We start from the raw sequence: 12,949 nt of genomic DNA, 5'->3' as shown, positions 1-12,949 counted from the left end.
TTTGTATGTTAAAAAAAACGCTCGTTCGGTTTTTATAGACTTTACTCAACCTAGAATTTTTAGGATGCTTTTTTTGACCTCCTGATTTCTTTATGCTACAATTAATAGTGGAATTTCGTTATAAGCGTTATAGTTCCCTTTCGTCAATATTTAGAGAAAGGAGAATGCATTATGACATTCACTAACAAAAATAAATTTTTCCAATACACCGTAACACTTGATACATCTAACAATATCTTTATGGCTGCCCTGGCCACAGATCGACATGTATACGCTGCGGGTAACACTATTGAAGAAGCTGTTAACAACTTGGAAGCATTAGTTTAAGGAGTAAAAAAATGGGCGAATACCCCTCTCAGTGAACGCATCTACTTAACTCGTAAAGTAGATGCTTTTTTAATACCCAAAATCTAAAAATATATTAAAAAAGTCCTCGAGAGGACCTTACTAAATTATTCTTCTGGGAGTGCCTTATCAAGCGCATGAGCAGCTTCTCCAAGGAACTCTTCTGCTTTGCTTGTTGTTTTATCAAAGGTTTCTTGAATACCGTCTTGATGATCAGCGGTAACATTTTTCAATTCTTCCTTTTTGATGTTTTTGTCTGGTTCTGGTTTTTCTAGTGAACCGAAGATTTTCTCTGGCATAATTCGACCTCCTTCGTCTTATTAATTCTATTGTATTATATAAACCACATCAGAGCAAGCGTTTACTTTCTTATTTTTACTACCGTCTACTCTTTCTATTGTAAAACAAACTGGAAATCAAAGAGCACCCTATTATGATTGCGCCTAAAACTCCAGTGATAATTTCTGGTATTTCTATAGCAATAGAAAGCAGCAAAAGAATTGCCAAAATAAGAATTGCCCAATGTGCTCCGTGTTCCAGATAAATTAGTTCATTAAGTGTTCCTTTTTCTACAAGAAAAATTGTTAAAGAACGGACAAACATTGCACCTATAAATCCTAGACCTAGCATAATGATTATTGGATCTGGTGTTATGGCAAAAGCGCCGATTGCTCCATCGAAAGAAAAAGATGCATCAATCATTTCTAAATACAAAAAGAGACCAAATGCAGCCTTACCCGCCAATAAAACAGGGGGAGTAGATTGTTTCGAATCTGAATTTTCTAGTTCTTCTTCCACTTCTGCTAGAGTACCATGTTGAGCCATAAGATGACCCAAGCCTTGGACTGCTAAGTATAAGACTATTCCTATTAGTCCAGAAAATAAAACGAGAAAAGAATCTTTCGCAACGAAGTGGCTAAGGATAAGTAAGAGGATGAGTGAACATAAGGAAGTTGCTGCAGGGAAGCGCCCTATTTTTCTTAGTATTTTTTCGGGAAATCCTAGCCAATGTACGACTTGAAAATCAAAGAAAAAGTCTAAAGCCAGCATTAAAAGGAACATCCCACCAAAAGCTGCAATCATGGGGTGAGCATGATTGAGGATATAGGCATAAGTCCCAGGATGACTTGGATCTCCTTTAGCCATTGCAAGCATTAGTGCATCGATTGGATTGAGATGTGCTGAGATGGAGACCACGAGCAGGGGAAAGAGAAATCTCATACCTAAAACGGCGATAAGCATCCCAACAGTCAAAAAGACTTCCCGCCACTTGTAACTCATCCGCTCTAAAATTCGGGCATTAACGATTGCATTATCAAAAGATAGGGAAATCTCCATTACTCCAAGTATGGCCGCTAATACCAGCGCTGTCATCCCTCCATAAATATAGGCTATGATTAATGCAAGGATACTAACAAAAATCGCCCCCCTAAAATGTTTCAATATACTACCTCCTCTTCATTAACAATGGTCATAATGAAAGACGACCTTCGTCGTCTACTTTTAGATAAAATGCTCTTTTTCAAGTGTTTACAACACTCGTAAAAAACTCTTTCTAATAATTATAGCAAAATTTAACAAAAAGTTGTTAGCTTCTTGAGAGAGTCCAAAATTGAGATTTCATTAGTTGAACGCAAAAAAACACCTCACGAGAGTGAGATGCTTAGGAGTAAACTTTATGAAAAATTTATTGGAATAAAGATATTATACGACCACTCCCTTAAATGAAGCCAAAACGAGTAAACAAAGTACAAACTAAAATTTGGGGTTAATAAATTCAAATGTCCACGCATCTTCACTGCTTGAGGGATGTATTTTATATAAAAAGTCCTTCAAAAATACTGAAGGACAAGTTAGGTTAAAACTAATTAAATATTAGAGTATGACTTATTTTATCGTGCTTTCCTTAAATCAATCAAAAATCGCTCTATTGAGCGATTGATTTGTCTATAAGTTTCTCTATAAACTAAATAGTGGAGGCGGCGGGAGTCGAACCCGCGTCCAAACACCTTGCTACATCAACGTCTACAACCATAGGACTTTCTCAAAGTTAACAAAATGCTAAAGCCAGTCTCAAACAGCAACATTTTGCGAGGCTTTTAATCTCTTTTACTGTGTCAAGCCACCACAGCAACGTATCTGACTAAAGGTTTAGGCCATCAAGCACACATCAGCGATGCGAAATCCGGCACGCAAGGTGCTGTTTAGGCTGCCATTGCGTAAGTTTGTGTATTATTTTTAGCAGTTATATTTATCTGCGGATGATTATCCTGATCCCTCAGCAGTTGCAGTTCATGCGCGACAGTGCCTGTCGAATCCGTAACGCCCCCAAATAAGGCGTACTTTCACTGACCAAATCATCAGTGAAATACTAGAACCTGAGTTCTTATTATAGCATATTTCAGAACTTCTGTCAGCCTTTTTTCACGTCAAAATTAGAACCACACATTACTGACAGCGTGGTCAGTAACTGCAGCCCTCAGCTTGCCCTAGAATTCTTCCTCATCAATTTGCTGAATTTCTTGGAGTTTGCGGACTAAATAGTCGTCAGAAGCATAGTCTTTCATAAGACTTTCAAGTAGCTGATTTCGAACCACATAGTTACTGAACAAATGAAGTTTTTCTTCATAACTTTCGAGTACTTTTTCTGTCCGTTTGATATTATCATAAACAGCTTGACGGCTTACATCAAACTCTTCTGCAATTTCAGCTAAACTATAATCGTCAGCATAATAAAGTTCAATATAATTCATTTGCTTGTCCGTCAAGAGCGTCGCATAGAATTCGAAAAGGGTGTTCATTCGGTTCGTTTTTTCAATCTGCATAAGCTTCATTATATCATATTAAGAAAGAGATTTTGGCTTATAAAAAGCTACTGACCGGCTGGTCAGTAACTTTTTACTATTTTTTCACAATCATTTTGATGGCTTCATCTATTTTCTCTTCGCGTTGCCCCTCCTCCTCTGAAAGGAGACAGGCTTTCAAATTTTCTGCTACAATGAGCCCAATCAAGCTGTCTAAACTTGAGCGAACTGCGGTGAGCTGTGTTACCACGGCTGCACAATCTTTTTCTGCTTCCATCATTCTTAAAATGCCTTGCACTTGCCCATCTGCTCGTTTGAGACGATTGATCATTTTTGTATTATAATGTACCACTTTTATCCTCCAAAAGTTCATTTGTGACTGCACTGTACAAAGCATAGGCTCCATCGAGATTTTGTACAGAGAAACCGTGTTGTTTAAGAATACGCTCGGCATGATAGGCACGTAAGCCAGATTGGCAACTGACAATATAGGATTCTTTCTTATCAAGCTCCCCCAATCGTTCCCGCAACTCATTTAAGGGGATATTTAAGGCGTTTTTAAAGGCCCCCTTTTGTAATTCCTCTGGTTGGCGGACATCTAGTAAAATTTTGCCACTGGCAAGTTCATGACCTAACTCGTGCCATTGAACATTATCGGATAAACCAAGCGCAATATTACTAGCTGCATAGCCCGTCATATTTACTAGATCCTTTGCCGAGCCAAAAGGTGGGGCATAGCTCAGCTCGAGTTCTGGGAGATCAAAAATAGTCATGCCCGCTTTAATCACAGTTGATAAGACATCAATACGCTTATCTACGCCTTTTTCACCTACTGCCTGAGCACCATAAATTTGACCGGTCTTTGGTTCAAAAATAAGCTTTAATAAAATAGGTGTTGCACCTGGATAGTAAGTGGCATGGTCATTCCCGCTTAAGTGAACAACTTTATAGGGGAGGCCAAGAGCTTGGACGTTGCGTTCGCTCATCCCCGTGCTCGCTGCCGTGCGTTCAAAGGTTCTGACTATTGCTGTTCCGATACTTCCTCTATTTTTAACAGGCAAACCAGAAAGTATATCCGCAACTTGACGGCCCTGACGGTTTGCAGGACTCGCTAAGGAAATCAAAGCAGGTTGACCACTGATTTGTTCCTTAACCACAATTGCATCACCGACAGCATAAATGTCCGCTAAAGAAGTTTCATAGTGCTCATCCACTAAAATTCCCCCTTTTAAGCCCAACTCAATTCCAGCCGAAGCCGCCAAATCAGTCTCTGGCTGTACCCCTACTGACAAAATCACGAGATCGGCTGACAGAACCTCTTGGTTATCCAAGACAAGCTGATTGGCTTGAATGGCTATTGCTGACCGTTGCGTCAGTACTTTTACCTGTTGCTTTTCAAGTTCATTTTGTAGAGGTATAGCCATTTCTTGATCTAACGTGGGTAAAACATGCGCAGCTTTTTCAACAATTGTAACTGATAAACCGCGTTTCTTCAAGTTTTCTGCCATTTCAAGACCAATGAAACCCGCACCAATGACGACAGCAGAGCTTGGTTGCTTCTCCTTCAAAAAAGTCATGATTTGATCCACATCAGGAATATTTCTCAAAGAAAAAGCATTTGTAGCTTCTGACAGGCCTGTCAGTGAAGGTAAAAGAGGTTTTGCACCTGGGGAGAGGATTAAAGCATCATAACTTTCTTGATATTCTTGATTTTTCGTACGAACTCTTACTGTTTTATTCGTAGCATCAATAGCCACCACTTCCGAATTTTCGCGGATATCAAGATTAAAGCGCTGACGCAATGACGCACTAGTTTGGACAATTAATTGATCGCGCTCCTCAATCTCACCCGAAAGATAATATGGTAAGCCACAATTCGCAAAGGAAACATGAGGGCCTTTTTCAAAAACAATAATTTCAGCTTCCTCTTGCAGTCGCCTTAATCGCGTGGCAGCTGACATCCCACCAGCCACTCCTCCAACAATCAAATATTTTTTAGCCATTATTTTACCATCCTTCCCTTATAGGTATTCATACCGCCCTCTACATCAATCACTATCATTCCTTTTTTCTCTAATGTCTTATAAGCTTGTTTCGAACGTTTCCCCGATTGACAAAGGACGTATACTGGTGTACCGTTTGCTAAAGAAAGTTGATTTAACTCCTTTAAAGGAACATTACGCACGCCTTTTAGATGGCCAGCTTCATATTCAGATTGCTCACGCACATCAACCACAACTGGACGTCCCTTATTTAATTTTTGAAGTAAAACAGGCATAGTGATAGTTTTTCTTTGTTTAAAAATATGAAACATCACTCCTCCTTAACTAAGCAGCCATCCCACGCTTGTGTACCGCCTAGAACATTTGTTGTTAGAATTCCTTTGGTGGCTAAAAAATCCACCGCCCGTTGTGAACGTGCCCCTGAGCGACAAATAATATATGTTTCAGGTGCGACTTCTGAATAGCGCAGTTCAAGCTCGCTTAAAGGGATATTTTTAGCAGTAGGGATATGGCCCTCGTTGTATTCAAAGCTTTCACGTACGTCAACCACGGGGACATCATTCACCATAGCTTTTACCAATGCTTCAGTACTTATATTTTTCATTTCTTCTCCTTGATCTTGCTTTTATTATATACCCCATAGGGTATTTTGTCAACGAAAAGAACTTTTCTACTAAAAATATGCGATAAACCTAGCCAAGCAAGGGCTCTATTTGTTATAATTAAAAGTATGAAAAAAATTTTAATTGCTGATGACGATCGGTCGATTTTGACCCTTTTGTCCTATCATTTTCGGCAAAATGATTTTGAGGTCACTACGGTAGATGATGGAAAAAAAGCTTTCGAAAAAGCTCGCAAAAATCCTTTTGACCTCATCCTTCTCGATTTAATGATGCCAGAATATTCAGGGATTGAGGTCACTCAAATGCTTCGCAAAGTTGGAAACTTCACACCAATCTTAATTTTGACTGCGCGTGAAGATGACGAGATGAAACTGACAGGCCTGTCAGCTGGCTCTGATGAGTATCTCGATAAAAGTACACCTATGAAAGAAATCATGGTTCGTGCAGCAGCACTCATTCGTAGAAACCAGATGTATAATCCAGTGCCAGCTTCTTCCTTCGAAGACCCCAAATTAGAAAAAGAACAGACTTTGGTAACAAAGCACCTTGTCATTGACTTTGTCAAAAAAGAAGTCCACTTAGATGGCAACCAATTGGATTTTACGAAACGCGAGTTTGAGATACTGGAGTTACTTGCTCAAAGACGAGGTAGTATCATTAGCCGCGAAGAACTTCTAAAACATTTTTGGGGAATTTCCGATGCCGCAGAAACTCGTACCATTGATGTGCTCATCTCCAAAATAAGAAAAAAATTAGACAACCGCTATATTAAAACTAAACGAGGATTTGGCTACTACTTTGAAGAAAATGAAGCTTAAAAATATTGTTATCATGACGATAATCTATATCATTGCTATTTTAGGACTCGTGGTTTTATTAAACCAAAATATCCTAAGCAACGACACAGAACGCGTATTAAATACAGCAAATAAAATCCAGCTTTTCCTGGAAAAAAATCCCAATAATGAGCTCCCAGCCAACTTTGAGCATCTACCTGCGAGTACGGATAATGCAGACACTCGAAAAATTGAAGGCGGGGCTTCCTACTCTCGCGCACTAACTCGCACAAAAATTACGACTACCAGTCCAATATTTAAAGAGGGCCAAATTGACGGTTATCTCCGGGTCACCGAGGATCGTACCCCTACCCTTGTTGCCGATTTTTCGATTATCACTTTTGCCCTACTTTTCTATCTAGCAGTCGCTGCCCAAGTTCTCCGTAGAGCACAACGCATGCACGTATTCACGGAAAATACTGTAGCAAAAATAAAAAACATTGAGCGAAGTCCACTAACCCAAAGTTATCTCATTAATGAAAATGATGATAAAATCACCACAGAGCTCAACAAACTTGGAGAAAGCATTCAACGCCAAGCCCTCTCACATACCGAGAAAAAGGAAAACCTTTATGAATTTATCGAATTTTTCCAATTTCCCATCTTCATTTACAATAATAAAGGGAAAATAAGAAGGACCAATGCTTCTTTCAACAATGAATTTGCTGACACAGAGAACCTTGATATTTTTAGCCCTTATGCTGATTTTCTTAGTTTCCTCGTTGACAAAATGCTCCATCCTGATATTCAAGAAAAACTCTTTTATTTCGAAAAAATTGGGGCCTACTATCAAGTCAGAATTACACCTCTACCTGACTTAGATAGCCGCTTTCTTGTCGCTATGTTGGATGTTACGAGCTATCGTCGTACGTTAGATGCACATAATGAATTTATTGCTAACGTCTCACACGAACTAAAAACACCGCTCACTTCTATCAAAGGCTTTGCAGAGCTACTGGAGACAACTTCAGTTTCAAAAGAAGAAACACGTAACTTTGCTTCAATCATTAGCAAAGAAAGTAACCGTCTCATGAATCTTGTTCAGGATACACTCCTGCTTACGAAGCAAAATCATCGTATCGAGAAGAAAAAACTAGAATTAGCTCAATTGATTCAAAATATTTTGAGAACTTCAGGGCCTCAAATCTCTGAAAAGATGCTCCATGTCAAAACTCAGATTGATAAAGTGCAATTAAAAACAAATGAAGCAATGATTTACAGTATTTTTGAAAATCTTATTGAGAATGCCATTAAGTATACACCAGAACGTGGGCAAATCTTTATTAGTCTTCAGTCAGAAAAAGGTCAGATTGTCTTTAGTGTCAGTGATAATGGACCTGGTTTAACCGAAATCCAAAAAGAGCGGATTTTCGATCGCTTCTACCGTGTCGATGAGAGTCGCTCTGAAGTCAAGGGAACGGGCTTAGGCCTAGCTATCGTTGAAAAAAATGTTCAAGAACTCCATGGAACAATTGACGTCGTCAGTATCTTAGGAAAAGGGACAACTTTTACAGTGAAACTATAAAAAAAGGACTTTTGAAGTCCTTTTTATCTTTCTAAATAAAACTCAAAGCGATCGCCAACATACTGAGACAAAACATATTCAAATGCTGTTCCATCTGCCAAATAAGAAACTTGTGTTAATCCGAGTATCGCCGAACCCACTCGTGTTTTTAGGTACTCAGCAACTTCTGTACTCACTCGTTTTGCAGAAATGATTTGTTCACTACGTACAATCTCGTAGCCATGCTTTTCTAATGTGCGAAAGAAATTACTGGTTATTTCCTTTTTATCAAATGTCTTTACTAAATCAAAAGGAATACTTGCTACTTCGAAACAAATTGGTACGTTATCTGCATAACGAATCCGCTCCATTCTGATAATGGAATCCTTTTTAGTTATATTTAGTTTTTCACACTCTACTTCGTTGGGAGCAGTCTTAATATAGCTCAAAACTTCTGTAGAGGGTGTTTTTCCCTGTGAAGTGATGATTTCTGTAAAGGAAGTGGTTCCTCTCATTTTTTCACGGACACGACGACTTGCTACATAAGTTCCAGAACCGACACGACGGTCCAAAATCCCCTCATCCACAAGAGCTGTCACTGCTTGACGAGCTGTCATTCGGCTCACACTGAAACGCTCTGCTAAGTCCCGTTCGCTCGGCAGGCGTTGCCCTATCTTCCAAATGTCCTTTTCTACCTCATCCTTGAGCGCATCGTGTATTTTTATATAATTTGGAACTGATTTTCTTGCCATCTCTTCTCCCTACCAGAAAGTAACCATCTATACCACTTTGCTATTTGTCTATATTATTATAGCATAGTTCTAAACATTTGTATAAAAAATATTATAAATTATTGCTTTGTCGCTGCTTGAGATTAAAAGAAAAAACCAATCTTAAAATTGATTTTTTCGACGTGTTCAATTATTTTGCAGGAACAGTAATTTTACCAGAGATAATATCTGCTTTTGCAGTTTCTACAGCTTTCCAAACGTCATCTGAAGCATTATCTTTAGCTAAATCTGTACCGCCATCTTTAAGATTGTAAGTGGTTGTTTCTCCACCAGGGAATTTACCATCTTTTGTTTTATCAGCGATATCTTGCACGACTTTGCCCACTTCTTTAATCGTGGATACAAGGACAAAGTTCGATTTTTTACCGTCTTTTGAAGTATAATCCCCAAGATATTCTTGATCTTGGTCAACTCCGATAAGCCATACTTTATCCGCTTCGTTTTTCGTTGAATTCAAAGCTTTAGCTTCACTAAAGGCTCCTACCCCTACACCACCAGCACATTGGTAAACCACATCATCACCAGCACCGTACATTGCTGCAGCAATCGTTTTACCCTTAGCGGCATCTGTAAATGAGCCTGCATACTGAACATCTACTTTAATATTAGGTTTAACAGATTTGGCACCTGCTTCATAACCTTTTTCAAAGCGTGTAATAACATCAGATTGCATTCCACCGATAAAACCAATCTTGTCAGTTTTAGTAGCTTTAGCCGCAGCGACACCAGCAAGATATGCAGATTCATTATCTGCAAAGAGAGCTGATGCTACGTTCTTTTGACCTTCAATTACTGAGTCAATAATGACAAAGTTTGATTTGGGATTATTCTTGGCGGCTGATGTTGTAGCATCTTGAAGAGAAAAACCAATCCCAAAGAGAAGTTTGTAGCCTTGTTGCTCAGCTGAGTTAAAGTTTGTAGTATAATCTGAGGCTGAGTTCGATTGGAAATAATTGTAACCCACTCCTTTTTTAAGGCCGTTATCTTTGCCCCAAGCTTGTAAGCCTTCCCAAGCAGATTGGTTAAATGAACGGTCGTTAATCCCACCTGTATCAGTGATCATAGCCACCTTAAGATCCGTTTTGTCATTTGAAGAAGATCCTCCGGCGTCATGTGAACGACATCCAGCAAGGACAGTTACTGATGCAAGTGCGATAGCACCAACTGCAAATACACGTTTTTTCATGGAAAAAGGTTCCTCCGAATTTTGTTTGCTAAACATAGCTTAAGACTATTTTAAGCTATAAGTATTTTTTTTGCAAGCGTTATACAAAAATTTGTGTGACTATTCTTTGATTGTTCGGAAATAGCCATCAACCATTTTTATGTCCTCCTTTCAAGCTCTAAAATTGGTCTATTCCAACTTTATTCCTAAGACATCTTCTCTAAAATAACTGGACATCCGATTGTTAGAAGCTTCATCTACAGAAAAGTAAGCGTTTGCTTATGCGGAGTTTTTATATACTGACGAACCCGTCAGTATATTTTATACGTGTCACTATTTGCTAAACTAGTTCTTTGAAAGAATAAGGCAAGAGCTCTGCAACGGTGGTAGGCTTAACTTTATTTTCTTTGGAAATTAAATAAACTGGCATATCTGCTGGGCAGAATTCTGCAAGGACTTGTCGACAAGCTCCACAAGGGCTGATAGGTTCTTCAGTTTCCCCAAACACGTAAAGCGCATCAAAATTTGTCACACCCTCAGATATAGCTTTAAAAATAGCTGTTCGTTCAGCACAGTTAGAAAGTCCAAAACTCGCATTTTCAATATTACAACCTGTGATAATTTGACCATCAGTCGTGTGAAAAGCTGCTCCTACAGGAAAATGAGAGTACGGGACATACGCCAAACTCGCCGCTTCGCGTGCGGCAACAATCATTTCATTAGTAGCTGTCATTTGAAGTCAAACCTTCCATAATTGCAACACCAGCCGAAACACCAAGACGTGTTGCACCAGCATCAATCATTGCTTTTGCTTCTTCAAGATTATGAACTCCACCAGAAGCCTTAACGCCCATATCTGGGCCAACCGTTTGGCGCATTAATTTTACATCATGAACAGTCGCACCACCTGTTGAGAAGCCTGTTGAAGTTTTGACAAAATCAGCGCCGACTGCTTTAGCAATTTGGCAAGCTTTAATCTTTTCATCGTCAGTCAAGAGGCTTGTTTCAATGATGACTTTAAGAAGTTTATCACCTTTTACTGCGTTGACAGCTGCAATATCTGACTCAACAAGATCCCAATCTTTAGATTTTGCTGCACCAATATTAATAACCATGTCAATTTCATCAGCACCATTTTCAATAGCGTTTTTAGCTTCAAAAGCTTTGACTTCAGAAGTATTAGCACCTAAAGGAAAACCAATCACTGTACATACTTTAACGTCTGTATCTTTAAGTTCTTGGCTGGCATAATTTACCCATGTTGGGTTAATACAAACGCTCATGAAATCATATTTTTTTGCTTCATCAATTATTTGTTGAACTTTAGATTTTGGGGCATCGGCTTTAAGAATAGTATGGTCAATATATTTATTAATTTGCATCTGTAACTCTTTTCTATTTTTTTATTTTTAAATACACTAGTCCGACAAGACTATAAACGATAACAAAAACGATAATAAAAGCGATTAATTGCAGGAGCCAACTCGTATTTTGAAGGATTAGCTTAGTAAAAGCGCCTGCAAGAGCAGCTAAAATAACCTGCACAGCAATAATTGCTATTGGAATTTTTAAATCTCTTTTCATTTATCTCACAATCTCTAAGATTTCTTTAGGATGGTGCTCCTCATCACTAATGACAAGACTGTCATTAAACTCTGAAATCAACTCAGCTGTGATGGGCTGATTGGAGTATAGTGTAGCAATCAAATCACCTTCAGTGACAGCATCTCCAACTTTCTTCGCTAACGTAACGCCTGCTTCAAAATCAATTTTGTCATTTTTGGTTGCACGACCCGCACCTAATTTCATAGCGACGATACCGATTCCTAAGGCTTTTTCTTCATGGATAAAGCCCGATTGAGTCGCTCTGATTTCAACCTGATGCTTCGTTTTGAGTGGAGCTGTCAAGCTTTCATAAGCTCTAGGGTCTCCTTCTTGTGCTTCAATCATGGCTACAAATTTTTCATAAGCTAACCCGTTATCTAAATGTGCCAAGATTTCAGGAATTGACTGGGTTTTCCCCGCTAATTCTAGCATGATTTGTGCAAGTTCGGCGATAAATTCACGAAAGGCTTGAGGACCTTGACCTTGCAAGGTTTTAACCGCCTCTGTCATTTCGTTACGATTTCCAACAGCATAGCCTAGAGGTTGGCTCATATTGGTAATCACTGCAACGGTTTCACGTCCGACTGACTTCCCAAGATCGACCATTGTACGCGCGAGAAGACGGGCATCTTCAACAGTCTTCATAAAAGCACCATCACCTACTGTCACATCCAACAAGATGGCATCAGACCCTGCGGCAATTTTTTTGGACATTACAGAACTAGCAATCAATGGAATGATGTCGACTGTAGCTGTCACATCACGCAAGGCGTACAGTAACTTGTCAGCTTTGACCAGCTCATCAGATTGACCAATAACTGCAATCCCTGTCTTTTGAACTTGTTCGATAAACGCTGCTTCTGTCTTTTCAAATTTAAAACCAGGAATAGACTCTAATTTATCTAAAGTGCCGCCAGTATGACCAAGGCCCCGCCCCGACATTTTAGCGACGGGAACTCCAAAAGAAGCCACCAAGGGGGCCAAAATAAGAGTTACTTTATCTCCTACTCCTCCTGTAGAATGCTTATCAACCTTGATACCAGGGATGGCACTCAAATCAAATTCTTTGCCAGAGTGCACCATAGCCATGGTCAGCGCAGCTGTTTCTTCCGTGGTCATTCCCTTAAAATAGATAGCCATAGCCAGTGCTGCCATTTGGTAATCCGGTACATTTCCAGTAACGTAATTTTCAATCATCCAATTAATTTCAGCTTCATCAAAAATTCCGCCGTCACGTTTTTTTTGAATGAGATCTACCATGCGATATGTCATA

The 12,949-nt window shown here is 39.2% G+C and carries 16 protein-coding genes and 1 other RNA gene; 3 read left to right on the top strand and 14 right to left on the bottom strand.

What is annotated here, in order from left to right:
* The first annotated feature begins 171 nt into the window (after positions 1-171).
* A complete protein-coding gene (locus JKP71_RS05175; protein WP_196756723.1) occupies positions 172-327 on the top strand; it encodes a hypothetical protein in 156 nt (51 codons plus the stop codon).
* A 125-nt stretch (positions 328-452) separates the two neighbouring features.
* Here the strand turns inward: JKP71_RS05175 and JKP71_RS05170 are convergent, their stop codons facing one another.
* From JKP71_RS05170 to JKP71_RS05135, 8 genes are all read right to left on the bottom strand, one after another.
* Positions 453-644, bottom strand: a complete 192-nt coding sequence (locus tag JKP71_RS05170; protein ID WP_200407267.1) for a hypothetical protein — start codon at positions 642-644, stop codon at positions 453-455.
* A gap of 79 nt (positions 645-723) precedes the next feature.
* Positions 724-1,788 carry a DUF475 domain-containing protein gene (locus JKP71_RS05165; protein WP_200407266.1) on the bottom strand — a complete coding sequence of 355 codons (1,065 nt, stop codon included), beginning with the start codon at positions 1,786-1,788 and terminating at the stop codon, positions 724-726.
* Positions 1,789-2,316: 528 nt separating this feature from the next.
* Positions 2,317-2,675, bottom strand: a transfer-messenger RNA (tmRNA) gene (gene ssrA / locus JKP71_RS05160).
* 159 nt (positions 2,676-2,834) lie between these two features.
* Positions 2,835-3,170 (bottom strand): putative DNA-binding protein, encoded by a 336-nt coding sequence (locus JKP71_RS05155; protein ID WP_075525560.1) that lies wholly within the window; start codon positions 3,168-3,170, stop codon positions 2,835-2,837.
* A gap of 76 nt (positions 3,171-3,246) precedes the next feature.
* On the bottom strand, positions 3,247-3,522 hold the full coding sequence (locus tag JKP71_RS05150; protein WP_200407265.1) for a metal-sensitive transcriptional regulator: 276 nt from the start codon (positions 3,520-3,522) through the stop codon (positions 3,247-3,249).
* Positions 3,488-5,152 carry an FAD-dependent oxidoreductase gene (locus JKP71_RS05145; RefSeq protein WP_200407264.1) on the bottom strand — a complete coding sequence of 555 codons (1,665 nt, stop codon included), beginning with the start codon at positions 5,150-5,152 and terminating at the stop codon, positions 3,488-3,490. The genes JKP71_RS05150 and JKP71_RS05145 overlap by 35 nt, the downstream gene beginning before the upstream one ends.
* The gene (locus tag JKP71_RS05140; protein WP_200407263.1) at positions 5,152-5,427 is read right to left on the bottom strand and encodes a rhodanese-like domain-containing protein; all 276 of its coding nucleotides are present in this window, start codon (positions 5,425-5,427) and stop codon (positions 5,152-5,154) included. Before JKP71_RS05140 ends, JKP71_RS05145 begins: the two co-directional genes overlap by 1 nt.
* 35 nt (positions 5,428-5,462) lie before the next feature.
* Positions 5,463-5,756, bottom strand: coding sequence for a rhodanese-like domain-containing protein (locus tag JKP71_RS05135; protein WP_200407262.1), 294 nt, complete (start codon positions 5,754-5,756; stop codon positions 5,463-5,465).
* 126 nt (positions 5,757-5,882) lie between these two features.
* Between JKP71_RS05135 and JKP71_RS05130 the strand changes: the two genes are divergently transcribed.
* Together JKP71_RS05130 and JKP71_RS05125 are read left to right on the top strand one after the other, a co-directional pair.
* Positions 5,883-6,593, top strand: a complete 711-nt coding sequence (locus tag JKP71_RS05130) for a response regulator transcription factor (RefSeq protein ID WP_075525555.1) — start codon at positions 5,883-5,885, stop codon at positions 6,591-6,593.
* Positions 6,583-8,136 carry a sensor histidine kinase gene (locus tag JKP71_RS05125; protein WP_200407261.1) on the top strand — a complete coding sequence of 518 codons (1,554 nt, stop codon included), beginning with the start codon at positions 6,583-6,585 and terminating at the stop codon, positions 8,134-8,136. The genes JKP71_RS05130 and JKP71_RS05125 overlap by 11 nt, the downstream gene beginning before the upstream one ends.
* Before the next feature lie 23 nt (positions 8,137-8,159).
* Here the strand turns inward: JKP71_RS05125 and JKP71_RS05120 are convergent, their stop codons facing one another.
* The 6 genes from JKP71_RS05120 to JKP71_RS05095 form a co-directional block, all read right to left on the bottom strand.
* Positions 8,160-8,867 carry a GntR family transcriptional regulator gene (locus tag JKP71_RS05120; RefSeq protein ID WP_200407260.1) on the bottom strand — a complete coding sequence of 236 codons (708 nt, stop codon included), beginning with the start codon at positions 8,865-8,867 and terminating at the stop codon, positions 8,160-8,162.
* Between the two features lie 169 nt (positions 8,868-9,036).
* Positions 9,037-10,092, bottom strand: coding sequence for a BMP family lipoprotein (locus tag JKP71_RS05115; RefSeq protein WP_075525552.1), 1,056 nt, complete (start codon positions 10,090-10,092; stop codon positions 9,037-9,039).
* Positions 10,093-10,411: 319 nt separating this feature from the next.
* Entirely contained in the window at positions 10,412-10,804 is a 393-nt protein-coding gene (locus JKP71_RS05110) for a cytidine deaminase (protein ID WP_075525551.1), read from the bottom strand.
* Positions 10,791-11,453, bottom strand: a complete 663-nt coding sequence (gene deoC / locus JKP71_RS05105) for a deoxyribose-phosphate aldolase (RefSeq protein ID WP_075525550.1) — start codon at positions 11,451-11,453, stop codon at positions 10,791-10,793. Before deoC ends, JKP71_RS05110 begins: the two co-directional genes overlap by 14 nt.
* A gap of 13 nt (positions 11,454-11,466) precedes the next feature.
* On the bottom strand, positions 11,467-11,655 hold the full coding sequence (locus JKP71_RS05100) for a hypothetical protein (RefSeq protein ID WP_200407259.1): 189 nt from the start codon (positions 11,653-11,655) through the stop codon (positions 11,467-11,469).
* Positions 11,656-12,948, bottom strand: coding sequence for a pyrimidine-nucleoside phosphorylase (locus JKP71_RS05095; RefSeq protein WP_200407258.1), 1,293 nt, complete (start codon positions 12,946-12,948; stop codon positions 11,656-11,658).
* Between the last annotated feature and the right edge of the window lies 1 nt (position 12,949).

The sequence above is a fragment of the Lactococcus taiwanensis genome, assembly GCF_014905395.1.
GTDB classification, from domain to species: Bacteria; Bacillota; Bacilli; order Lactobacillales; family Streptococcaceae; genus Lactococcus; species Lactococcus taiwanensis.
This window is presented reverse-complemented; position numbering and strand designations above follow the sequence as displayed.